Source organism: Streptomyces sp. DG2A-72 (assembly GCF_030499575.1).
In the GTDB taxonomy this organism is placed as follows: domain Bacteria; phylum Actinomycetota; class Actinomycetes; order Streptomycetales; family Streptomycetaceae; genus Streptomyces.
The window spans coordinates 422,426-445,596 of record NZ_JASTLC010000001.1 but is presented as its reverse complement, the minus strand read 5'-3'; the positions used below and the strand labels follow the sequence as shown (position 1 = coordinate 445,596).

Here is a 23,171-nt window from a genome sequence, read left to right as displayed (position 1 = left end):
CGATCTTCAACGCCACCGGCCGCACGCCCCTGCCCCGAGGAACCCGAGGAACCTGAGGAAGGAGTCGAGCGTCATCGTGTGGCACTCACTCACCTGGGAAGCCACATCCCTGTGCCGCTCGGTCCGCAGGTGCGTCACCGCTGCCGGCCCCGAGCGCTACGCCACGGTCCAGTCCCTCAAGACGGCGGGCGCCGCGCTACTGGCCTGGGCGCTGGCCGGCTGGTGGTGGAACGCGCCGATGGCCCTCCTGGCGCCATGGACCGCGCTGTTCCTGGTGCAGAGCACCGTCTACCGCTCCCTGCTGTCCGCACTGCAGCAATTCGTGGTGGTCGTCTCGGGAACGCTTCTCGCCGCCGGCGCCGGCGTGCTCGCCCCCAACACTATGGCCGCGATGGCGGTGGCCCTGCCCCTGACGGTCCTGCTCGGCAACTACACCCGGTTCGGTTCTCAGGGCCTGTACGCGCCCACCGCCGCACTGTTCGTCCTCGTGTACGAGTCGTACGCCGGCTTCGACATCCTGCACCGCCTCCTGGAGACCCTGCTCGGAGCGGCCATCGGCGTCTGCGTGAACGCCTTGGTACTGCCGCCGGTGCACACCGACCGAGTCCGCCACCTGCGGGACCAACTCCCGCGGGACTGCGCCAAGTTGCTGCACGAGGTCGCCGTCGGCATCGAGGGCGCGTACGACGACGGCCGGGTGCGGGGCTGGTACGACAGGGCCGCGCGACTGACCGACGTGGTCGCGGAGCTGCGGGACGCGCGACGCTGGTCGGACGAGAGCTTCCGCTTCAACCCGGGGCACAAGCTGCGCCGGACCGTTGTCCCACCACCGTCGGCCGACTGGGACCTCACCTGGGACCGGATCACCGAACACATCAGAGCGACGATCCGTACGCTGAATGATGCCACCACGCTTCCGGACTGCGTACCGGGCATCCTCTCGCCCCTCTTGCGGTCGGCCGGCGACGTGCTCGACCCCGACAGCGCCGACGAGCGCGACGGCGCGCTGAACGAGGCGACCGCCGCACACCAGCGTCTGACCGCCGTACTCGCCGACGGCCGCTACGAGATCACCCCCGCCCTCGGCGGTCTGGCCCTGGACACGCAACGACTCCTGGACGACCTCACCACGGTCGCCGACGCGCAGAACGTGCCGCAGCCCCGGCGCCCGGCGTGAACGACGGTGGCGCGAGTGCGGGGGACGGCTCAGCCCACTTTGCGGCCCTGGAGGGGCTCTGTCTCCGCGCCGGCTCCCCGTTGCAGCCCGTGCAGGAACTCCTCCAGCACCTCTCCGGCCGTCCGCTCCGGCTGCCAGTGGAGTTCGGTGTGGGCCCGTGAGCAGTCCATGAGGGGGAGCCGGAGCACGGCGTCGAAGAGGTGGGGTGAGGCGGGCAGCAGATGCAGGCCCCATGCGGCCGCGATGGCGGAGCGGGCGGCCGGGCGTGGCAGCCGTACCGGGCGGGCTCCGAGCATCTCGCCCAGCATCTGCGCGTCGACGGGCGGCTCGCCCGCCAGGTTGAACGCGCCGCCCAGGTGGCTGTGCACCGCCAGCCGGTAGGCCTGCGCCGCGTCGTCGGTGTGCAGGGCCTGCACCCGCAGGCCCGGGATGTCGGGGAGGAAGGGCAGCAACTCGGGACGCGCCAGCGGTCCTGGCAGGAAACGGCCGCCGAAGATGCGGCGCTGCTCGCTCGCCGACTCCCGCTTGAAGAGGAAGGCGGGCCGCATCCGTACCACCCGGATCCCCGGGCGCTGCTGCTCGAAGGAGTCCAGAGCCCGCTCCAGGTAAGCCTTCTCACGGCAGTAAGCAGCATCCGGCCACCCATGAGTCGGCCACGACTCGTCCACCGCGCGGTCCTTGGGCCCCGGCGAGTACGCCCCCACGGAGGAGGCATGGATCAGCGCCGGCACCTTCGCCGCAGCCACTGCCTCGAACACCCGGATGCCGCCGAGCACGTTGGTGCGCCAGGTAGCGGCCGGATCGTGCGTGGGCTGGAAGGCCCAGGCCAGATGGACCACAGCGTCGGCGCCTTCGAACTCCTTGACCAGGTCGGCGTCCTCGGAGGCCAGGTCCACCGCGGACCACTGGGTCTTGCCGGGCGACCAGTCCGGAATCCGACGGGCGAGACCCCGCACGGATCCGACCTCCGAATCCTCCACGAGCAGGCGCACCAGGCTGGTGCCCACATTGCCGGTGGCACCCGTGACGACGACCTTGCCGCCGGATTCGCTCCTCACGACCGGCTCCTTTCGGGGGAGGGTTGATCCACGCGTCATGAGCGTGCTCCGCCCCGAGTACCCGGTGCCCGGGGATGCACGCGATGGAAAGGTCGCCACACGGTTCAGCCCGGCGGGGAGTGTGTTTGCTCGCGTGGCCCTGGGGCACTCGTGCCGTGGCTGAGCGGCCGTGGGAACGAGGCCGTGGACGCGGTGGGACCCGCGCCCGCGGCCTCACCTTTCCCTACGGCGTCATGGCGCCGTTCAGGCCTGACAGTGCGGGCACCAGACCGTGCGGCGTCCCGCGCTGCGACTCGAACGCAGGGAATCGCCGCAGCGGGGACATTTCGGCTCACTGTCGTCCCGGCGCCCGGTGAGCCAGGAGCGTCGTGGCGGCACCCGCCCGTCGCGCACGGATGTCGTCAGGACACGACCCATCGCCGCGTGGATGCGCCGGAGTGTCTTCTCGTCCAGGTTCCGCGCCGGATTTCGGGGGGCGACACGAGCGCGCCAGAGGATCTCGTCGCACAGGAGGTTTCCGAGGCCCGCGATGACGGACTGGTCCATCAGCGCACTCTTGACGGCACCCCGTCGTCCCGACAGCAGTTCCAGAAACTCTTCTCGGCTCACGGCCTGGGCGTCCGGGCCCAGACCGTCCAGAATTCGGTCCGCCGCGGCGTCGTCGGCCAACTGCACGCCCTGCAGCTTGCGTTGATCGCGATAGCAGAGATTCCGCGTACCGTCGAGTGTCAGCACGATGCGGTCATGTGCCTCGATCGGTTCTTCCTGGTCACAGCACCGCAGTGACCCTGTCATTCCGAAATGAAAGACAAGGGTCGGGCCACCGTCCGTCGGTACGAAGAGCCATTTTCCGTGCCGCCACGCCTTCCCGAGACGCTTCCCCTTCAGTTCTTTCCGGAGTCGTTTCTCGGTGACACCCCGTAGAACTCCGGCGTCCCGCACCTCGATGTCCGTGACGGACCGGCGACTCCCGCAATCGAGCAGGACCTGGCGGAATCCCTCGACATCCGGGAGTTCGGGCACGATTCTTCTCCGCTATCCGTGGCGTACTGACGACGCTACCGCCCGCGATGGATACGCGCCCTCGCACGGGCCGTCTCCGGCACGGCACAGCCGGACAAGGGCCATAGATTAATTGAGTTACGCAACAAGATGGTAAAGTGGCTCGTATGCCCACACCACAGCTGCCTGATGCCCCCGCGTCCCCGGAAGTGATCGAGATCGAGCGGGCGCTCACCCGCATCACCTACCTGAGCACGCGCGCCCGGCAGCACGACCGGCTGATGGCCCTGGCCGGCGTGCCGCTGGACCGGGCCGCCGTGGCGCTGCTGCGCCAGGTCGCCGACTCGGAGCCGTTGCGCCCCGGGGAGCTGGCCACCCGGCTGGGGGTGGAGGCCTCGCACGTCACCCGCACGGTGCAGCAACTGCAGAAGGCCGGTTACGTCACCCGCGTCCCGGACCCCGACGACCGCCGCGCCCAGCGCATCCAGCTCACCGACGCGGGGCGCCAGGCCATCGACAGCATCCGCGACGCGGGCGCACGCGGCATGCAACTGGCCCTGGGCGACTGGTCTGCGGAGGAGCTGCGCCAGCTCGCCACCCTCTTCCACCGCATGGTCGACGACTTCCTGTCGTACGCCATCGACGACGAGTCGGAACCCGAGGCGGTGGCACCGGCGGGCAAGGCCTGAGCTAGGCATGAGCGGGGCGGCCGGGCTCGTGCAGGCCCCGCAGCAGCAGGTGCCCCAGTGCGGGCAGGGCGATGAGCGGGAGCAGCGCGGTCCGCAGGGACGTGGCGTCGGCGACCGCGCCGAGGACAGGGGCGGCGAGCCCGCCGACGCTCACCGTCAGACCCAGCGTGACCCCGCTCGCGGTCCCCACTCGCCGGGGAGACAGCCCTGGCAGAGCGTGATGTGCAGCGAGAACGGCACGTACAGGCCCGCTGACGTCGGCGCGATGAACAGGTGGACCGCGGGGCCGGGCACGACGACGATCCCGGCGACGGCGAGGACGGTCAGCGCGTACGACCACCTCACGGTCGCCCACCGCTGCGGCTGGTCCTCCACCAGCGCGTTCGTCGACGTCTTCCGCCGCTCGTTCGGCTACACGCCCGGAACGCACAATCGCCGTTCCCACAAGCCCCGTTCGAGGCCTGCCCCCTTCGGGAACGGGCAGACGACCGCGTTACGCTCCAGTGATCGCGCGCAGGAATCACATGAGGGGCACACAGTGAGCGGACGCATAGGGATCGGGGACAAGACCGAGGACTTCGAGCTGGCGGACGAGACCGGCACCCGCCGTCGCCTGTCCGAACTGCTCACCGAGGGACCGGTGGTGCTTTTCTTCTACCCCGCCGCCCTCACGCCCGGCTGCACCGCCGAGGCCTGCCACTTCCGGGACCTGGCTGCCGAGTTCGGCGCCGTCGGTGCCCGCCCGGTCGGGATCAGCGGGGACCCCGTCGAGCGCCAGCAGGAGTTCGCCGAGCGCCACACCCTGGGCATGCCGCTGCTGTCCGACGTCGACGGGACGGTCCGGGAACAGTTCGGGGTCAAGCGAGGCTTCTCCATGGCGCCCACCAAGCGCGTCACCTACGTCATCGCCGAGGACCGCACCGTCCTCGAGGCCGTGCACAGCGAACTGCGCATGAACACCCACGCCGACCGAGCCCTCGCGGCGCTGCGCGCCCACCGGAAGTGACCTCGGACCCGCACGGAGGCGCCGGCGCCGGTTGATACGGCCCCGCAAGAGGGCCATTCTGGACGATATGGAGCACGCCTCCGCCACGGTGATCATCGATTCCTCGGGTGTCGTAACGGGGTGGAGCGAGGGTGCCCGGCAGCTGACCGGATACCCGGCCGAGGAGGTCGTGGGACGGGCGGCACGCGATCTGCTCGCCGAGGACCCGTCTGCGGAGGCCTGGGCCGCGCTGTCCGGCCCCGTCGTCCTGCGGCATCGCGACGGCTCCACCGTGGCGCTCCCCGTGCAGGCGACCGCCGTGCTGGGCCCGGACGGCGCACCTGGCGGACATGTGATCACCGCCAGGCCCGGCGGCCCCGAGCCGACCCTGGCGGGGCAGGCCTTCCAGCAGGCATCGATGTCCATGTCGGTCTTCGACACGCGACAGCGCTATCTGCGCGTCAACGACACGGCCTGCCGGGTCATGGGCGTGCCCGAGGAGGTGCTGCTGGGCAGGCCCTTCCTGGAGACCGTGGAGGACGCCGAGCACAGCCGGGACTTCCACAGCAATCTGCGCCGCGTCGCCGAGACGGGCTGGCCGGTCCACTCCGAGAGCTTCACCGGCGCGCCCGCCCTCAACCGGGAACACGCCTGGAGCATCGAGATGTGGCCGGTGCGGGACGACTCGGGTGAAGTGACCGGCGTGGCCCTGGCCGCCCTCGACAGCACCGAGCAGTACTGGGCCCGGCAGCGGCTGGCCCTGCTCAACGAGGCGGCGGCCGCCATCGGCACCACCCTGGACGTGGTGCGCACCGCCGAAGAACTCGTGGAACTCCTGGTCCCGCGGTACGCCGACTTCGCCAGCGTGGACCTGCTCGACTGGGTCCTCGGGGCGGACGAAGCCCCTACGGCACTGGACAAAGAGATCGTCCTGCGCCGCGTCGCCCACGGCTCCCGTACCGAAGGCACTCCGGAGGCCGCCGTGCGCCTGGGCGACTCGGAGATCTACCCCGGGTACTCGCCGCCCGCCCGGGCCCTGCGGGAGGGGCGAGCCGTCCTCGGCCAGGCGGGCGAGCCGGACTTCGTGCGCTGGGTCGCCGAACGCAACGCGCGGGCCCCGGCCGGCCGCCCCCACCGCAAGGGCGTCCACTCGATGCTCGCGGTACCGCTGCGGGCCCGCGGCATCACGCTCGGCGTCGCGGTGGCCGTCCGCATCGCCAACCCCGACGACTACGGCGCGGACGACGCCGTCCTCGCCGAGGAACTCGCCAGCCGGGCCGCCGTCTGCGTCGACAACGCCCGCCGCTTCGCCCGCGAACGCACCACCGCGCTGGCCCTCCAGCACAGCCTGCTGCCGCGCGGACTGCCCGGACAGGCGGTGGTCGAGGTGGCCCACCGCTATCTGCCCTCCGGCTCCCTCGCCGGCATCGGCGGCGACTGGTTCGACGTGATCCCGCTGTCCGGCAGCCGGGTCGCCCTGGTCGTCGGCGACGTCGTCGGGCACGGCATCCCGTCGTCGGCGACCATGGGCCGCCTGTGCACGGCCGTCCGCACCCTCGCCGACGTGGACCTGCCGCCGGACGAACTCCTCACCCACCTCGACGACCTGGTCACCCACCTGGCGTCCGACGACCGCGACGAAGAGGCCGCCGAACTCGGCGCCACCTGCCTGTACGCCGTCTACGACCCCGTCACCCGCCACCTCACCATGGCCGCCGCCGGACACCCCCCGCCCGTCGTGGTCCTCCCCGACGGCACTACGCGGCTGGTCGAGATCAACGCCGGGCCCCCGCTCGGCGTCGGCGGACTGCCCTTCGAGTCGGTGGAGCTGGAACTCCCCGAGGGAGCCGTCGTAGCCCTGTACACCGACGGCCTCATCGAGGACCGGGACCGCGACGTCGACCACGCCACGTCCGAGCTGTGCCGGGCCCTGGCCGCCCGCACCGACACCCTGGACGCCCTGTGCGACACGGTGCTGAAGGCCGTACTGCCGGAAGAGCCCAGCGACGACGTGGCCCTCCTGCTCGCCCGCACCCGGGCGCTGGGTGCCGACCGGGTCGCCACCTGGGACGTGATCCCGGACCCCGCGCACGTGGCCGTCACCCGGCAGGAGGCCATCGAGCAACTGGCCGCGTGGGGGCTGGACGAGGCCGCCTTCGTCACCGAACTCGTCGTCAGCGAACTCGTCACCAACGCCATCCGCTACGGCGAACCGCCCATCCAGCTGCGGCTGATCCGCGACCGCACCCTCATCTGCGAGGTCTCCGACGGCAGTTCCACCTCACCGCATCTGCGCCGGGCACACGCCTACGACGAGGGCGGCCGTGGCCTCCTCCTGGTCGCCCAGCTCACCCAGCGGTGGGGCAGCCGGCAGACGGTCCGGGGCAAGACCATCTGGGCCGAACAGCCGCTGCCACCGCCCTGATCACTCGAACGGGCAGCCCGGATTCGCCGCGTCCTGCGACAACGGCGCCCCGTGCGGCAGGACGTACAGCACATCGAGGACGACCGGCGTGTCGCCCAGATTGCGGCCGATGTGGACATGGCCCGCCCCGGCCGGTTCCTGAATGGTGCTGCCCTTCGGGTACACGCCGTCGGACGCGCAGGTGGAGTCGAAGTGGCTGAGCGTGCCCTGCTGCACGACGGCGTACAGCGGACCGTCGTGGTAGTGCCAGCCGGTCCCCTGCCCGGGCGGGACGGTGATCTCCCGCAGGATGTAGTCGGTGCCGCCGACCGTGGTCTGGGCGATCACTTTTCCGGTGACTCCCGGACCGGGCGGGGTCGCCTGGGCGGTGCCACAGGTCGCGAAGGTGACGGCGGCGACCGCCCCGGTTATGGCGGTACGGAGGAACATGCGCATGGGAACGGCCTCCCGGCGGGAACGGACGATCAACGACGTGCCCTGTGAACATAGGGGCACGGCAGGCCAGTTGGGAACCGAATCCGGTGACGGGCCTGGAGGGAAGGCGGGTCAACCGGCCACGCGGTCCGGCACACGCTCCCGTACGACATCCTGCGGACGCTTGTCGTCGCGCAACCCGAGATACCTCGGATGACGCAGCATCCCGTCACGGGTCCATTCGGTGAAGGCGATCTGCGCGACCAGCGTCGGCTCCACCCAGCGGGCTCCCGACTCGCGCACCGGGTCGTCGAAGGGCGATGACGAGGTGCGCAGGTCGTCGAGGCGTTCGCGAAGTGCGAGCAGCGTGCGGCGGTCGAAGCCCGTGCCGACCTTGCCCGCGTACCGGAACCTGCCCTCCTCGTGATAGCCGAGCAGCAGGGCGCCAAGACCCACGCGGGAGCCGGCCGGCTCGGTGAAGCCGCCGACGACGAACTCCTGTCCCTGGGAGCACTTGAGCTTCAGCCAGTCCGTGGACCGGCGCGGACGGTAGGGGCCGTCGGCGCGCTTGGCGATCAGCCCTTCCCAGCCGCGGGCGCAGGCGTCGGCGAGCAGTTCGGCACCGCCCTCGTTGCGGTGGGACGTCACCCGCAGCGGGGCGCGATAGGCCAACGCCCGGCGCAGCAGGGACTTACGCGTCCGCAGCGGCAGCCGGGTGGTGTCCGACCCGTCCAGCCTGAGCAGGTCGAAGACGTAGTACGTCACGGCGACACCGCTCGCCGCGATGTCCCGCGGCCGGGTCAGCCCCATGCGCTGCTGGAGCCGGGCGAAGTCGGTGCGGCTGTGCGAGAACGCCACGATCTCCCCGTCGATGGTGAAGTCCTGGCAGTCCTGGGCCGCGAGCGCGTCGACGATCTCCGGATACGTGTCGTTGAGGCGGTGCCCCGCACGGGACAGGAGCAGAATCCGGCTCTGCTCCCGGACGGCCAGCACGCGGACGCCGTCCAGCTTCCGCTCGAAGATCCACTCGCCGGAGAAGTCCCGCCGGTCACTGAGCGTGGCGAGCATCGGTTGCGCGGCCAGCTCCGCCCCGGGGCGCGCCTTCCGCAGCAGCCGACGCTGCTCGGCGGGCAGCGTGGCCGGCAGGCCGGACACTCCGTTCACTCCTCACGGTCGTCCGCGGCGGCCTGGGCGAGGGTACGGCCGGTGCGCGCGGAGCGGGCCCGCCGGGGATCCGGGGTGCCGTGCCCGCGGGCCCGCCCGCCGGACGCCTTCACCAGAAGCCAGGCTTCGCCCCCGCCGTCGTCCTTCCCACCGCGGAACCGGGTGAGCGCATACTCGCCGTGCAGCTTCGAGCCGTTGAGCCGGAACGTGGCGTGGCCGTGCGCCAGCGACTCCTCGAAGTCCACGGGCCGCCCCTTGCGGTCGTGGCTGAGGGGCTCGTACGTGCCGTGGTCCCACACGATCACGGTCCCGCCGCCGTACTCGCCCTGCTGGATGACGCCCTCGAACTCCTCGTACTCCAGCGGATGGTCCTCCGTGGGCATGGCCAGCCGCTTGTCCTGGGGATCGGCCGACGGCCCCTTCGGCACCGCCCATGACTTCAGTACGTCGTCGACCTGCAACCGGAAGTCGAAGTGCAGGGTGCTCGCATCATGGATCTGTACGACGAACCGGGGCTCCTCACCGGAGGGTGCCTGGTGGCCCTCGGGCTCACGGGTCCGGTCGAAACGGCGCTTGCCGCGGTAGTCCCGCAGCCGTTCGTGCTCTCCCACCTGCGACTCCTTCCCGGACACCCCGTGACGCGGGGCCCGCGCCGGTGCACGGCCCCGGGTACCCCTGATCGAGGAGCCGACTCAGAACTCCTCGTGCACCTCGGGGTCCCCGCCCAGGCGCCGGTGAGTGCGGTCGGCGAGCGCCTCCAGCTGCGCGTCATCGAGTTCGAAGCCGAAGACGTCGAGGTTCTCGCGCTGCCGCTCGGGGCTGGCCGACTTCGGGATGGGCAGCGCGCCCAGCTGTGTGTGCCAGCGCAGCACGACCTGGCCCGGCTTCACCCCGTGCGCCTCGGCGATGCCGGTGACGACGGGATCGTCCAGCAGCTGGGAGCCACGGCCCAGCGGGCTCCAGCTCTCGGTGACGATGCCCTTGCCGGCGTGGAAGGCCCGCAGGTCCTCCTGCGGGAACAGCGGGTGCAGCTCGATCTGGTTCAAGGACGGCAGGACCCCGGTCTCCTTCTCCAGCCGTTCGATGTGCTCGGCCGTGAAGTTGGAGACCCCGATCGACCGCACGAGGCCGTCCTCGCGGAGTTTGATCATGGCCTTCCAGGAGTCGACGTACTTGTCGACGCGGGGGAGCGGCCAGTGGATGAGATACAGGTCGACGTAGTCCAGGCCGAGCCGGCCGCGGGACTCCTCGAAGGAGGCGAGGGTCTCCTCGTAACCGTGGTGCCGTCCCGGAAGCTTCGTGGTCACCACGACCTCCTCACGAGGCACGCCGCTGGTCGCGACGCCCCGGCCGACTCCGGTCTCGTTGCGGTAGTTCGTCGCCGTGTCGACGAGCCGGTAGCCCATCTCCAGCGCGGCGCCGACCGCCTGCTCGGCCTGTGTGTCGTTCATCGGCCAGGTGCCCAGGCCGATGGCGGGGATCTGCGTACCGTCGTTGAGCGTGTGTGCCGGGATGCTGAGCACGGTCGGACCTTCCCGTTGACTGTGTCGTCGTCCAGCCAGTATGCGATTTCGCGCCCGGGCGGGCAGGGCCGATGCCTCCGGGTGCCGGATAGGCTGAGGAGTGATCAACCGGACGGGTGGGGGATGAGGGCGGCGGACGGCATGGGCAGCGCCGAGGACAGGAAGACGAACGGCACCGCGCGTCCCACGTCACGGGACGTGGCCCGGCTGGCCGGCGTGTCGCACACCGCTGTCTCCTTCGTGTTCAACGGCCGCGCCCAGGGCAACCTCTCGCCCGCCACCCAGGAACGCATCCGGCAGGCCGCCGCCCAGCTCGGCTACCGGCCCGACCCTCTCGCACGCGGTCTGCGCCGCAGTCGTACGGCCGTGATCGGGCTGGTCACCGACGAGATCGCCTCGTCGCCGTTCGCGGGCCGGCTGCTGCGGGGCGCGATGGAGACGGCCTGGAGCAGTGAGCACCTGGTGCTGACCGTCGACTCCGGCGGCGACCCGGCCAAGGAGGACGCGGCCGTCGCCGAACTCCTCGACCGCAGGGTGGACGGCATCATCTACGCGGCCATGTCCCTGCGTCGTGTCCGTGTCCCCGAAGGCCTGCACCGCACCCACTCGGTGCTCGCCAACTGCCTGCCCGAGGACGACTCGCTGCCCTCCGTCATCCCCGCCGAGCGCGCCGGTGGCCGTACGGCGGCGAGGCTGCTGCTGGAGCAGGGCCACCGCAGGATCGGCCTGGTGGGAGGGCAGGACGACATCGCGTCGGTGGAGCGGCTGCGCGGCTTCCGGGACGCGCTGCGGGCCGAGGGGATCACCGTCCCCAAGGAGTGGGTCGTACGGACCGGAGGCGAGATCTCCGGCGGCTACCGCGGCGCCGAGCAGCTGCTCGCCGACGCCCCCGCCGCCCGGCGGCCCACCGGGATCTTCTGCTACAACGACCGGGTCGCGGCGGGCGTCCTGCACGCCGCGACCCGGCTCGGGATCATCGTCCCCGACGAGCTGTCGATCGTGGGCTACGACGACCAGGAGCACATGGCCGCCTTCCTGACCCCGCCCCTCACCTCGGTCGCGCTGCCGCACCGGGCGATGGGCGAGGCCGCCACCCGGCTGCTGCTCGACGCCATCGAAACCGGCCGCACCCCGCCCGCCACCACACGGCGCCTCGCCTGCCCGGTGATCAGCCGGGCGTCGGTGGGACCAGCTCCCACCCGGTGACGGCCGCCGCGGCACCCGTGACGACGAGCTCGGGCACGTCGTCCGGGCGCCGGTAGACCCGCTCGGTGACCGTCGCCCGGTCGCCGACGAACAGCTCGAACAGCGAGCCGTCGACGAGGATGCGCACCTCCAGCCGCTCCCCGCCCGGCACCCGCACCCCGATCGGCGCGGAACCCTCCTCCCCGGAGTCGAACACCACGGTTCCCGTGTCCGGGTCCAGCCGCACCGTCGAGCGCAGCAGGTTCACGGTCGTCCGGGCCACGGCGGTGATCGTCACGTCGTACGACTGTGGAAGCGGTACCCGGCCCGGCGCGGTGACGAACGGCTCCGCCGCACGCAGCAGTTCGAGTTCCGGGGCCGGGACGACGCGCAGCGATCCGTCGGGGTGCACGTCGACGACGCGGGGCGCGGTCAGGACACCGGCCCAGCCGGCGCGGTCCACCTCGACCTGCTCACGGGCCTCCCAGGACCAGCCCCACATCAACGCCCGGTCCGATTCCTGGAGTACGGCGGGAGCGTAGAAGGCGTGACCGTGGTCGAGGGGGCCTCCGGTGTACGGCCGGAAGCGCAATCCCCGTTCTCCGCCAGATTCCAGACGCCCCGTCAGGTAGCCCGTGGTGCACGGGTTCCCGTCCCACAGCGACACCACCAGCACCCACTCCCCGGCCTCGGTCGTGAACAGTTGCGGGCACTCCCAGCCTGTCGCCCGGTCTCCGAACGCTTCGACGGCCACCGGGTCGTTGCCGTCCAGGAGCACTCCGGCGAACCGCCAGTCGGCCAGGTCGTCGCAGTCGTACAGCAGTACCGACGGGGTGCCGTCCCCGTGACCCGCGCCGACCAGCGCCCAGCGGCGGCCTCCGTGCCGGAAGACGAACGGGTCGCGGAACATCACCACGTCCAGACCGGCGGGCGGGCCGGTCACGACGGGTGTGGGCAGCGGTTTCCAGTCGGTGAGGGTCTCGTCCTGAGGGACCAGCGCCCGCGCCAGGCAGATCGTGCCGAGGCCGGTGTGATGGCGGTCGACGCCCGTGTACACGGCCGTGGGCACGCCGTCGTCGTCGACCACGCACCCGGACCAGCAGCCCGCCTCGTCCGGGCCGCCGGGCGTCGGGGTGAGCGCCAGGGGGTGGTGCTCCCAGTGCGCCAGGTCGGGGCTGGAGGCATGGCCCCAGTGGACGTTGGTGTGGATCGGAGCCTCGGGGTTGTGCTGGTAGAAGAGGTGGTACCGGCCGCGCCAACTGAAGGGGCCGTTGGGGTCGTTGATCCAGTTGGCGGGCGGGCGGACCCGGAAGCGGGGGGCGTTGGGGTCCTGGGGCGGAGCGGCGAGGCTCAACGGTTGACTCCTGCGGACGTGATGCCCTCACGCAGAGGGCGCTGGCCGACGATGAACACGGCGACGGCGGGGAGCATGGAGAGGACGACTCCGGCGAGTACGACCGAGATGGATCCGGTGCCGAGATTGCCCTGGAGGGAGACCAGGCCCAGCGGAAGCGTGTAGTTCTGGCCGGACGTTTCGAGGATCAGCGGTCGGAAGAATTCGTTCCAGTGGTAGTTGAAGGCGAGCACACCGACGATCGCGAGCCCGGGGGCGGCCAGCGGGGCGTAGACGGACCGGAAGATCCGCCAGGGCCCGGCGCCGTCCAGCATCGCCGCCTCGCCGAGATCCTTCGGCATGCCGAGGAAGTACTGGCGCATCAGGAAGGTGCCGAAGGCGGTCGGGAAGGCCGGGATGATCAGGGCGAGCAGGGTGTCGGTGAGGCTCAGCTGCTTGAGCACCAGGAACACCGGCACGATGGTGACCTGCAACGGCACCATCATGGTGGCCAGGACCAGACCGAACAGCGGCTTCTTGAACCGGAATTCGAGGCGTGCGAAGGCGTAGCCGGCCAGCCCCGCCGTGATCATCTGGCCGACGGCGATCAGCGCGGTGACCAGCGTCGAGTTGAGGGCGAGCAGCCAGACGTCGATCTGGTCGAAGACTCCGCTGTAGGCCTCGGTGGTGGGGCTGGTCGGGATGATCTGCGGTGGGAGGTCGAAGGACTCGGCCGGGGTGCGCAGCGAGGTGGAGAGGGTCCAGATGACCGGGCCGAGGGTCAGCAGGGCGCACACCGTCAGGCCGGCGATCCGTGCCCAGGGCGCGAGTGAGTACCGCGCACGGCTCAGGGACAGGGTTGCTTGGCTCAAGGGACTCACCCGGCTCACTGGTAGTGGACGAAACGCCGGCTGAGCCGGAACTGGACGGCGGTCACCGCCATGATCAGCACGAACAGCAGCACGCCCACCGCGGACGCCTCGCCGAAGCGGAGCTGCTCGAAGGCGCTCTCGTAGATCACCATCACGACGGTGCGGGTGGAGTCGCCGGGCCCGCCGTTGGTGAGGACGTACGGCTGCTCGAAGACCTGGAGCGCGTTGATGATGCCGACCACCGACGCGACCAGCAGCGTGGGTGACAGCAGCGGCAGCGTGACGTGCAGGTGCTTGCGCAGGCCGGTCGCGCCGTCGAGGGCGGCGGCCTCGTGGATCTCCTTGGGGATGTTGTTGAGACCGCCGACGAACAGCAGGAAGGAGAAGCCGAACTGCTGCCAGACGTAGACGAGGACGACGGTCGCCATCGCTGCGTTCTCCGACGTCAGCCAGGGCACCGGGGCGATCCCGACTTCGCCGAGCAGCCAGTTGACGAGGCCGAAGTCCTGGTTGAACAGGTACTTCATCACCACCGAGATCGACGCGGCGGACAGCACCAGCGGGAAGAAGAACGCCGAGCGGAACACCGACCGCAGCCACACCGGCATCCGCCCGTTCACCGCGAGCGCCAGGACCAGGGCGATCAGCAGCTGCAACGCGACCGCGAACACCATGAACACGAGCGTGTTGCGGAAGGACACCAGTACGGTCGAATCGCCGAACACCTCACGGTAGTTGGCCGCTCCGGCGAAGCTGGGTGAGTCGATCACGTTCCAGTGGAAGAGGCTCAGCACGACCGAGCCGACGATCGGTACGACCGTGAAGACCACGATGCCGACGATGGTGGGCGCCAGGAACAGCGTCGCGAGCAGCCGGGTGCCGCGCTCGCGGGCGGAGGGACGCGGTACGTCAGGCGGCGGGGCCGCGGGACGCGTACGTACGGGCGGGACCTGGGTGTTCGTCATACGTCACGCTCCATGGCCTTCTCCAGGTCGCCCTGCATCCGGCGCAGCGCGCCGCGCACCGAGCGCGGCGAGGCCAGGGCGGTTCCGGTGTGCTTGAGCAGCACCTGCTCGACCTCGGCGACCTGCGGCGGCGCGGGGATCGGCCCGGTGTCGGGGAACTGGTCGAGGGTGTCGTAGAAGACCTGCCAGTGGCTCGGGCCGGACTCCCGGTAGCGGTCGGCAGTCAGCATCGAACGGCGGGCCGGGGTCGTCTGGTTCGTCTCGAACAGCCGCATCAGAGTGTCCCTGCGCGCGGCGAACTTGATGAACTCCCATGCCTCGTCCTGCTTCTTCGAGGTGCGCAGCAGCGCGTAGCCGGCGGCGCCGTACTGCATGCGCTGGGTGCGCCAGCGCGGGAAGTACTGCACGTCGAAGCCGTCGCGCCGCATGCCCGCCAGATGCAGGCCGCCCGCCCAGAAGCCGCCCGCGGGGGTGACGCCGACCCGGCCGGTGGAGAACACGCCGATGAGGTTCTGGCCGTTGCCGCCCTCGGGGCGGGTGCACAGGTCTTCCTGGATGAGGGAGGCGAGATAGTCGTACGCCTCCTCCACCCGGTCGTGGGTGGCCTGCGGCGTCGTCCAGCGGAAACCGCCCCCGCGACCCTGCCGCTGGGCGGCCGGGTAGAAGGAGTCCCACAGCCAGGCGCCGCCGGGTGCCTTGGACTCGGCGAGCAGGTTCGTGTCGTTCGCGAACAGCCAGGGCACGACACCGCCCCACAGCCGGTTGGTCCAGAAGTACGGCGTGAACTGGGAGCCGCTCGACTTCTTCATGTCCCGCAGCAGCGTGGTGAAGTCGTCGCGGGTCCAGTCGGCGGGTGGCAGCTCCGCGCCCGCCCGCTTGAGCACCTGCGTGTTGAAGTACATGTCGGCCGCGTTGAACTCGACCGGCAGCTGGTAGAGGCTCCCCTCGTACATCATCGACTCCACCAGCGAGGGGTGGACGTCGGCGAAGTACTCGCGCAGCTCGGCCGCGTCCCGTTTCACCCAGCGGTCCAGTGCGACCCCGAGGCGCTGCGCGAACAGCTGGACGCCCTCGGTGGCGACGTAGACGAGGTCCGGGGCGGTGCCCGCGGCGATCTGGGTGAGGATCTTCGCGAAGAAGTCCGACCAGTCGACGGCCTGCACCGCGTTGATGCGCAGCTTGATGTCGGGGTGGACCTTCTTGAAGCCCTCGGTGAGCGTGCGTATGGCCTCCGGTCCGTAGGCGGGGCCGAGGGTGGCGACGACGAGGGAGCCGTCGTCCCGGCCGGGAATGTCGGCTCCGGTGAGCCGGTCCCAGCTCGCGGCGGTGCCGGCCAGCGCGGCGGCCCCCGCGCCATAGGCGCCGTACCGCAACAGTGTGCGGCGAGTGACGTGCGAGTCGGTCATCCAACGGGCCTAACTCGTGTTAGATCAGGGTTGATGCCCCAGATGATGCGAAGCGGGCCATGAGCCTGTCAATACTCGTGAACCACTTGACCTTTAACGAGTTAGGTCGCACAGTCCTGCATCACATGAGCCGCCGTCCCGACGAAGGGAACGATGTGTGATGCGCATGATGTCCAGGAGAGCGTTGCTCGCGGGCTCGGCCGCGGGCGCCTCGGCCGCGCTGCTACCCGCCGCGCCCACGGCCGCCGCGAAGCCCAAATCCGCGTCCACCTGCGCCAGTTACCGCGCCGAGTACCACTTCACGGTCCCCGACCAGTGGAAGAACGATCCGCAGCGGCCGATCTGGATCGACGGGGAGTACCACTACTACTACCTGTACAACTCGGACTACCTCACGGGCGGCACCACGGCGGGCACCGCCTGGCGCCTGGCCACCAGCGGCGACCTGGTCGCCTTCACCGACCGCGGGATCGCCGTGCCGAAGGACGCCACGCCCAACGGTGACGTCTGGTCGGGCTCGGCGGTGGTGGACTCGGACAACACGGCGGGCTTCGGCGCGGGGGCGGTGATCGTCCTCGCCACCATGGCGCCCGACGAGGTCACTCAGGCGCAGTACCTGCACTACTCGACGGACGGCGGCCGTACGTTCACCAGCCACGGCACCGACCCCGTCCTGCCCAACCCCGGCGTACGGGACTTCCGTGACCCCAAGGTGATCCGCGACGAGGAGCGCGGGCGGTGGGTGATGACGCTCGCCGAGGGCAACAAGGTGGGCTTCTACCACTCCGTCGACCTGAAGTCGTGGACGTACGTCAGCGGGTTCATCAAGGACGGCATCGGGGTCCTGGAGTGCCCCGACCTGTTCCGCATCCGGGCGGCGGACGGCACCTGGAAGTGGGTGCTGGGCGTGAGCGCCAACGGCAAGGGCGCCGGGCTGCCGAGCACGTACGCCTATTGGACGGGCGCCTTCGACGGGAGCGTGTTCACCCCCGACGCCGCCGAACCGCAGTGGCTCGACCACGGCTGGGACTGGTACGGCGCCGTCACCTTCGAGAAGCGGAACGCGAACGGCAGCCTCGACCCGGCCGCCCGGTACGCCATCGGCTGGCTGAACCACTGGGACTACGCGGGCACCACGCCCACGATCGACTGCGACGGCTTCAACGGCACGGACTCGATCGTCCGCGAGGTGACGCTGAAGCGTGACGCCTCCGGCACGTACTACCTCGCCTCCCGGCCGGTCGCCGCCCTGGACGACCACGTCGCGCGCACGGTGCACCTCGGTGACCTCGAAGTCGCCGGCACTCGCCTGCTCGACCACACCGGCACGGCGTACGAGCTGACCACCGAGATCACCTGGGACCAACTCACCGGCGCAGGGCTCCAGTTGCGCCGCTCGTCGGACGGCGGACGCCACATCGACGCCGGGATCTACGGCGACTACGCCTTCGTCAACCGCCGGAACACGGTGAACCCCGACGCCTCCGGCAACTGGCAGGAGAGCAAGAGCCCCTTCGACCCGTCGGCGCGCACGGTCCGGCTGCGCGTCCTCGTCGACCGCACATCCGTGGAGATGTTCGTCGACGACGGCCGGTACGTGCACTCCAGCGAGGCCTTCCCGTACCTGGTCGACACCGGGCTGGCGCTGTTCACGATCGACGGCAGCGCGGTGTTCCGGAACACGGTGATACGGGAGTTCGCGGTCAGGCGCTGAAGTCCTGCCGCTCTCTCTGCTGCTCGGGCCGGGCCGCTCCCGACCCGAGCAGCGCCGCCGCCTGATGCAGCACCTGCTGCGACGCCTGGCGGGCCTCCGCCAGCACGTCGCCGCATTCGCGCACCAGGCCCTCGTAGATGGGGAGCTGATCGTCTTGCCGTCGGTCACGTGTCACAGTGCCGGTCCTTTCCGTGGCTGGGTCGGACTGGCTCATATGCGGTTCAGCCGAGCGGCGATTCCGTGACCGATCAGCAAATACATCACGGCCGGCAGGCCATAGTTGAGGACAATTCGCAGACCTTCTGTGTCCATGGTGAAAATATCCTGTGACCACCAGGCCAGCCAGTCGGCCGTTCCGCGCACGAATTCGACGAAGACATTGGCCTGGTTGGCGTCGAGCAGATACAGCAGAACCCAAAGGACCAGGAAACCGGCGGCGAGGTCGACGATCGTGCAGACAGCCAGGGCTCCTCGCCGGGCGGCTGCTTGGCTGCGGACGGGGCGGGGCGAGCCGCTTTGGTGCTGGTCATACGTCTGGTATCCGGGTACCGGGTCAGTGCTGCTCACAGGAATTCCAATCTGGCGCATTGCGTTCGACAGGAGAAACGCTCTCCCCGTATGTCTGCGCCATGCCGGTGCGGCTGTGTTACACGCGGGCCGCGATATCCCGATTAGGGGTACCTATTCCGGCACTTACCCAAATCGGCTCAGAGGGCGCCCTGGGTCCAAAAGCCGGTGATCGCGACCCCGATGATCGGCCGCGGGGACGTTCTTGCCCGCGGTGCCGCCGCGCAGGTCGACGTTGTCTGAGGACCTCGGCGCCGGGTGAGGCGAAGAGCACGCGGAACCCGTCGGTGGCCGGGTCGAGTTCGAAGACCTGGCCCTGACGGGCGGGACCTCCACCTCCTCATAGCGGAGGACGAGGCCCACATCGCCTCCTACCTCTCGGAACGCTTCACCGCCCACGGCTTTGGCACCACCGTCGTCACCGACGGGGAGGCGGCCTGGCGCGCGGCCATGTCGGGCAGGTACGACCTGATGGTTCTGGACATCGGAGTCCCTGGCGAGGACGGCTTCACCGTGGTCACCCGCCTCCGTGCGGCGGCCGACTACATGACCAAGCCCTTCAGAGACCGACAGCTCCGTCCTGCGCCGCGCCGGTATCGCCCTGGAGACCCGCACCCGCCAGGCCTACGTCGACGGCCGCATCACCCAGCTCAGCGCGCGGGAGGCGGCCTTGCTGGAACACCTCGTGCGCAACGCCGGCACCGTGCTGGGCCGCGAGGACCTGCTCTCCGTCGTCTGGGGGTATGAGGCGTCGGAGGGCTCCAATGTCGTCGACGTGTACGTCCGCCACCTCCGCCGCAAGCTGGGCGCGTCGAGGATCGCGACAGTGCGTGGACAGGGCTACCGCCTGGAGGGCGACGACCTCGCGTGACGGGCGAGTCACCCGACCGACGTCAGCTGGGTCAGCGCGCACTGCCACCGCTCGCCCCGGAAGGCGCCGCTGTAGGTGCCACGGGTCGTCACCAGCACCGTCGTGAGCAAGCAGCCCCCGAGGAGTTTCCTGCCGCCCCCCGGCCTCAGGCGCTGTGGTGGCCACTTTGGGGATCGGCTGTCACCCTCTGATGCGTAGTTGATGTCGGCGATCACCGGAGCGCGTATGACGACGGACAGGACCACGGCGGGTATCGAGGTGAACCCCGTCGCGGGTCACATCGGAGCCGAGATCACAGGTGTCGACCTGGCCGGGGACTTGGACGACGCCCAAGTAGCCGCGATCAAGGCGGCCGTACTGCGCTGGAAGGTGGTGTTCTTCCGCGGACAGGAACTGGATCACTCCGGGCATGTGGCGTTCGCGCGGCGATTCGGTGAGCTCGTGGTGCTCGGGCGGCGGGGGAAGGCCTCGCCGCCCGATGTCCCGGAGATCGAGACGACCGCCGACCGCCTGGAGCTGGGCGGACGTTTCGGCATGGAGCACGATGAGTGGCTGCGGCGCCGGCGGCACACCCTGCTGCGCGGCTGGCACTGCGACCACGGCGCCCGAGTCGACCCGCCCGCCGCGACGATCCTGCGCGCCGAGACCGTCCCGCCGTACGGGGGCGACACGACGTGGTCCAACCTGGCGGCCGCGTACGCCGGACTGTCCGCCCCGGTCCGGGAGTTCGTGGACGGGCTCAGGGCCGAGCACCGGCTGGGCGTCGGATATCAGCCCCGGCCGGGCGACGACGCGTATGTCCGGCATCTGCTGGACCATCAGGTCGCCTCGGTGCACCCGCTGGTGCGTGTCCACCCGGAGACGGGGGAGCGGGTGCTGTTCGTGAACGGCTACTACCTGGAGCAGATCACGGACGTCTCCCGCGCCGAGAGCCGGGCCATCCTGGACATGCTGCTGGAGCAGGCGGTCCGGCCCGAGTACACGGTCCGCTTCCGCTGGGAGCCGGGCAGCGTCGCCTTCTGGGACAACCGGGCCACCATCCACCTGGCGCCCAGCGACAACGTCGTCGGTTTCCCGCGGATCATGCACCGGGTGATGCTGGCCGGTGATGTGCCGGTCGGCGTGGACGGCAAGCCGTCCGAGCCCATCGTCGGGACGCAGCCCGGGCGTTGGTGAGGTCAGCCGGTCTTCGGCTGCCATCCCAGCGCCGGGCCCAGCCTCGTCGCCATGTCCGTGAGGATCTGCACGTAGTCCGCGTGCTCGAAGGTGAACGGCAGCGCGAACGCGACCTCGTCGACCTCGCGGAACGCTGCGTGTGCGTGCAGCCGTTCGGCGATCTCCGCGCTGCTGCCGACGAGGTCGGGCGCGAACATCAGACGGGCCGGGCCCTGCGGTGATGCCGTACGAGGGGTGCGCTGGGCGGCGTACTCCTCGTACCTGGCGCGCTGTTCGGGCGTGGCCGAGTCGGTGGGGATGACGACGAGGCCCTGGGAGACACGGGCGTCGTCGCCGTCGGGGTGGTGGGCGCGGAACGTGCGCACGTGAGAGAGCTGGATCTCGGCGAAGTCCGCCGACTCATCGGGTCCTTCTGCCTTGACGACGCTGCTGGTGAGGAAGTTCATGCCGTGTTCGCCCGCCCACCGCGCAGAGCCGAGGCTGCCGCCGCCGTACCACAGGCGGCGGCCCAGGCCGGGCGAGTGCGGCTGTACGCGATCCGAGCTGTATTCGATGTGCGGCTGCCGCCGCGTGGCTTCGAAGCCCTCGACCCCGCTGAAGTCGGTGGCCGGTTTGCCGCGTACGAAGTCCAGTAGCCGCCGCACCCGTTCGTAGCTGAAGTCCTCCGTGTCGGCCGTGTCCGGATACAGGGCTTCCTTGACCTGGGCGTAGTGCATCGGTGGGCCCACGCTGACACCCGGGTTGAGACGGCCGCCGGACAGCAGGTCGACCGTGGCCAGGTCCTCGGCCAGCCGCAGCGGGTTCTCCCAGCCGAGCGGGATGACCGCGGTGCCCAGTTCGATGCGGCGGGTGCGCTGGGAGGCGGCGGCCAGGACGGCGACGGGGGAGGAGATGCCGTACTGGAGATGGCGGTGGCGCACCCACGCGCTGTCGAAGCCGAGCCGCTCGCCCAGCTCGATGATCTCCAGGGTCGACTCGTGGCCCCGGCGCGGGTCGGCCTCGTCGAACAGCCCGATGGTCAGGAACCCGAGCTTGCGCAGGGGACGTGAGGTCGGCGGCACGGGCTCCTCCAGCGTTCGTCGATCAGCTCGTACCGCGATGACAACCGGATCGCGCCCGGCGGTGTTCCCGCCTCCGGGCCTCAGACCAGCTCAATCGTGACCTCGTCCTCGACCGGCGGGTCGGTCTCCTGGGCCCGGTTGCCGGTCGCGGCGTAGCAGCGCAGCCGTACCGATTCCGGGGTGACGTCCAGGCGCAGGAAGCACTTGAAGAACGGCGGGCTGTACGTCGCCGAGCTCGGCGAGAACAACTGCGTGTAGATCTTCCGCACGGGGAGGCGCAGCCGCTTGGTTCGGTCGGGTCGACGCCCGGTGCCCAGCAGTCCGGCGACCAGGCGGGTGCGCCAGGTGATACGGGCGTTGGGCGCCGGTGAGCGCCCCGGCCGGAACTCCAGCCGCTCGGCGACGACGGCCGTCGCCTCGGCCTCGGTGAGGGTGAAGAAGCGGGGCAGGCGCAGTCGGCGCCCGTACAGCTTGCTGTAGAAGGCCAGGGAGTCGCCACGCAGCGGGTAGCAGCGGAATTCCTTCTCGGTGACCTTCGCGATGTCGACGCGCGGAATGGTGTGCGTCGCATGCATGAAGGCACCGCCGCCGCCCGCGACGATGTACTGGATGGTGCGGTCGTCCACCGGCACCGGGTAGCGCTGGTAGTTGTGGATGTCGCCGCCGATCGCCGCGACGTAGTGATGGGCCGGATCGCGGACCATGTCGTCGACCGTGCCGCCGCCGTCGATCGCGCAGGGGTCGTGCTTGCCGTCCACGTACAGGGGCGAGCCGGTGATGAGGATCTTCGGGCGGGGGCCCTGGGACACTTCCCGCAGCCAGGCGCCCTGTTCGGCGTCGACGGTTCCGAGCAGGCCCGTGTCGATGCCTATGATCCGCACCGGGCCGGCGTCGATCGCCCAGTACGGGCCCGGCTGGACGGCTTGTTGGGCGGGGGAGGAGCGCAACTTCCTGGCCTCGGCGAGGCGCCCACCGTCCTTCGGGCGCGGTCGGTGCCACAGCAGCGACCGCAGCCGGGCCCGGCTGAACAGGCGGGGCTGCGGCTCGGGCGTGAGGGGTGGGGCGTCGTCGCAGAAGACGCGCATGAAGGCGGCGAGGTCCTCGTACCAGTCGTGGTTGCCGGGTATCGCGTATATCGGTGCCTGGTAGTCCTGGTACGGGCGGAAGAACTTGGTGCCGTAGTCGTCGGCGCTGCCCACCGGATAGATCACGTCGCTGGCGACGACGGCGAAACGCGTGTCCTGCCCCACCTTCAACAGGCCCGGCACGACAGCATATTGGGGGTCGTCGCCCTCGCCCGTGTCGCCGATCACCAGGAACGAGAACCGGTCCGGATCGTCGCGCCGGATCACCTTGTCGGCGGGCACTCCGGCCGCCGCCCGCTGCTCCACCCACCGGCTGCGGGTCCCGCCCGTCGGGTCACCGAACCAGGAGGCCAGCACACCGTTGCGGGCGGCCCACAGCATTCTCGGGTCGAGCCACGAGATCTTCTCGACCTTGGACGGCATCAGCCGCCGGTACAGGCCGGGTTCGGCGCTGCCCCAGCCGGCGCCTTCTGCGGTATCGCGTGAAGAGTCAGACACC

At 70.5% G+C, this 23,171-nt stretch carries 21 protein-coding genes and 2 pseudogenes; 8 read left to right on the top strand and 15 right to left on the bottom strand.

What is annotated here, in order from left to right:
- Positions 1 to 76 precede the first annotated feature (76 nt).
- Positions 77 to 1,177 (top strand): aromatic acid exporter family protein, encoded by a 1,101-nt coding sequence (locus QQY66_RS02365; protein WP_301977331.1) that lies wholly within the window; start codon positions 77 to 79, stop codon positions 1,175 to 1,177.
- 29 nt (positions 1,178 to 1,206) lie between these two features.
- Here the strand turns inward: QQY66_RS02365 and QQY66_RS02360 are convergent, their stop codons facing one another.
- Complete coding sequence (locus QQY66_RS02360; protein ID WP_301977330.1) at positions 1,207 to 2,235, bottom strand: SDR family oxidoreductase; 1,029 nt, start codon at positions 2,233 to 2,235, stop codon at positions 1,207 to 1,209.
- Positions 2,236 to 2,478: 243 nt separating this feature from the next.
- A complete protein-coding gene (locus tag QQY66_RS02355; protein ID WP_301977329.1) occupies positions 2,479 to 3,258 on the bottom strand; it encodes an Fpg/Nei family DNA glycosylase in 780 nt (259 codons plus the stop codon).
- 146 nt (positions 3,259 to 3,404) lie between these two features.
- Between QQY66_RS02355 and QQY66_RS02350 the strand changes: the two genes are divergently transcribed.
- Complete coding sequence (locus tag QQY66_RS02350) at positions 3,405 to 3,926, top strand: MarR family winged helix-turn-helix transcriptional regulator (protein ID WP_301977328.1); 522 nt, start codon at positions 3,405 to 3,407, stop codon at positions 3,924 to 3,926.
- A 1-nt stretch (position 3,927) separates the two neighbouring features.
- Here the strand turns inward: QQY66_RS02350 and QQY66_RS02345 are convergent.
- Positions 3,928 to 4,271 (bottom strand): annotated as a pseudogene (locus QQY66_RS02345) (MFS transporter); the annotation flags it as partial.
- A 193-nt stretch (positions 4,272 to 4,464) separates the two neighbouring features.
- Here QQY66_RS02345 and QQY66_RS02340 point away from each other — a divergent pair.
- Together QQY66_RS02340 and QQY66_RS02335 are read left to right on the top strand one after the other, a co-directional pair.
- Entirely contained in the window at positions 4,465 to 4,932 is a 468-nt protein-coding gene (locus tag QQY66_RS02340; RefSeq protein ID WP_301977327.1) for a peroxiredoxin, read from the top strand.
- Between the two features lie 55 nt (positions 4,933 to 4,987).
- Positions 4,988 to 7,336, top strand: coding sequence for a SpoIIE family protein phosphatase (locus tag QQY66_RS02335; protein WP_301987121.1), 2,349 nt, complete (start codon positions 4,988 to 4,990; stop codon positions 7,334 to 7,336).
- Here the strand turns inward: QQY66_RS02335 and QQY66_RS02330 are convergent, their stop codons facing one another.
- From QQY66_RS02330 to QQY66_RS02315, 4 genes are all read right to left on the bottom strand, one after another.
- Complete coding sequence (locus QQY66_RS02330; protein WP_301977326.1) at positions 7,337 to 7,771, bottom strand: cupin domain-containing protein; 435 nt, start codon at positions 7,769 to 7,771, stop codon at positions 7,337 to 7,339. It abuts the gene before it with no gap.
- A gap of 111 nt (positions 7,772 to 7,882) precedes the next feature.
- Entirely contained in the window at positions 7,883 to 8,905 is a 1,023-nt protein-coding gene (gene ligD / locus QQY66_RS02325; protein ID WP_301977325.1) for a non-homologous end-joining DNA ligase, read from the bottom strand.
- Between the two features lie 5 nt (positions 8,906 to 8,910).
- Positions 8,911 to 9,525, bottom strand: coding sequence for a DNA polymerase ligase N-terminal domain-containing protein (locus QQY66_RS02320; RefSeq protein WP_301977324.1), 615 nt, complete (start codon positions 9,523 to 9,525; stop codon positions 8,911 to 8,913).
- Between the two features lie 81 nt (positions 9,526 to 9,606).
- On the bottom strand, positions 9,607 to 10,437 hold the full coding sequence (locus QQY66_RS02315; protein ID WP_301977323.1) for an aldo/keto reductase: 831 nt from the start codon (positions 10,435 to 10,437) through the stop codon (positions 9,607 to 9,609).
- Positions 10,438 to 10,578: 141 nt separating this feature from the next.
- Between QQY66_RS02315 and QQY66_RS02310 the strand changes: the two genes are divergently transcribed.
- Positions 10,579 to 11,643 carry a LacI family DNA-binding transcriptional regulator gene (locus QQY66_RS02310; RefSeq protein ID WP_301987120.1) on the top strand — a complete coding sequence of 355 codons (1,065 nt, stop codon included), beginning with the start codon at positions 10,579 to 10,581 and terminating at the stop codon, positions 11,641 to 11,643.
- Here QQY66_RS02310 and QQY66_RS02305 read toward each other — a convergent pair.
- Genes QQY66_RS02305 through QQY66_RS02290 form a run of 4 tightly spaced genes read right to left on the bottom strand, consistent with a single transcriptional unit; the run spans position 11,606 to position 16,198 of the window.
- Entirely contained in the window at positions 11,606 to 12,976 is a 1,371-nt protein-coding gene (locus QQY66_RS02305; RefSeq protein ID WP_301977322.1) for a glycoside hydrolase family 32 protein, read from the bottom strand. The two genes, QQY66_RS02310 and QQY66_RS02305, sit on opposite strands and share 38 nt — an antisense overlap.
- Positions 12,973 to 13,827 (bottom strand): carbohydrate ABC transporter permease, encoded by an 855-nt coding sequence (locus QQY66_RS02300; protein ID WP_301977321.1) that lies wholly within the window; start codon positions 13,825 to 13,827, stop codon positions 12,973 to 12,975. The genes QQY66_RS02305 and QQY66_RS02300 overlap by 4 nt, the downstream gene beginning before the upstream one ends.
- Before the next feature lie 14 nt (positions 13,828 to 13,841).
- Entirely contained in the window at positions 13,842 to 14,792 is a 951-nt protein-coding gene (locus tag QQY66_RS02295) for a carbohydrate ABC transporter permease (RefSeq protein WP_301977320.1), read from the bottom strand.
- The gene (locus tag QQY66_RS02290) at positions 14,789 to 16,198 is read right to left on the bottom strand and encodes an extracellular solute-binding protein (RefSeq protein ID WP_301977319.1); all 1,410 of its coding nucleotides are present in this window, start codon (positions 16,196 to 16,198) and stop codon (positions 14,789 to 14,791) included. Before QQY66_RS02290 ends, QQY66_RS02295 begins: the two co-directional genes overlap by 4 nt.
- A gap of 160 nt (positions 16,199 to 16,358) precedes the next feature.
- Here QQY66_RS02290 and QQY66_RS02285 point away from each other — a divergent pair, with 160 nt between their 5' ends.
- Positions 16,359 to 17,912: a glycoside hydrolase family 32 protein gene (locus QQY66_RS02285; RefSeq protein ID WP_301977318.1), complete on the top strand. Its 1,554-nt coding sequence runs from the start codon at positions 16,359 to 16,361 to the stop codon at positions 17,910 to 17,912.
- Here QQY66_RS02285 and QQY66_RS02280 read toward each other — a convergent pair.
- Together QQY66_RS02280 and QQY66_RS02275 are read right to left on the bottom strand one after the other, a co-directional pair.
- A complete protein-coding gene (locus QQY66_RS02280) occupies positions 17,902 to 18,087 on the bottom strand; it encodes a hypothetical protein (RefSeq protein ID WP_301977317.1) in 186 nt (61 codons plus the stop codon). The genes QQY66_RS02285 and QQY66_RS02280 overlap by 11 nt on opposite strands.
- A 35-nt stretch (positions 18,088 to 18,122) precedes the next feature.
- Positions 18,123 to 18,479, bottom strand: a complete 357-nt coding sequence (locus tag QQY66_RS02275) for a hypothetical protein (RefSeq protein WP_301977316.1) — start codon at positions 18,477 to 18,479, stop codon at positions 18,123 to 18,125.
- A 363-nt stretch (positions 18,480 to 18,842) separates the two neighbouring features.
- Between QQY66_RS02275 and QQY66_RS02270 the strand changes: the two are divergent.
- Positions 18,843 to 19,350: pseudogene (locus QQY66_RS02270) on the top strand (response regulator transcription factor).
- Between the two features lie 225 nt (positions 19,351 to 19,575).
- Positions 19,576 to 20,526, top strand: coding sequence for a TauD/TfdA family dioxygenase (locus QQY66_RS02265; RefSeq protein WP_301977315.1), 951 nt, complete (start codon positions 19,576 to 19,578; stop codon positions 20,524 to 20,526).
- 2 nt (positions 20,527 to 20,528) lie between these two features.
- Here QQY66_RS02265 and QQY66_RS02260 read toward each other — a convergent pair whose 3' ends face one another.
- Together QQY66_RS02260 and QQY66_RS02255 are read right to left on the bottom strand one after the other, a co-directional pair.
- Positions 20,529 to 21,587, bottom strand: a complete 1,059-nt coding sequence (locus QQY66_RS02260; RefSeq protein ID WP_301977314.1) for an LLM class flavin-dependent oxidoreductase — start codon at positions 21,585 to 21,587, stop codon at positions 20,529 to 20,531.
- Positions 21,588 to 21,667: 80 nt separating this feature from the next.
- Entirely contained in the window at positions 21,668 to 23,170 is a 1,503-nt protein-coding gene (locus QQY66_RS02255; RefSeq protein WP_301977313.1) for a metallophosphoesterase, read from the bottom strand.
- Between the last annotated feature and the right edge of the window lies 1 nt (position 23,171).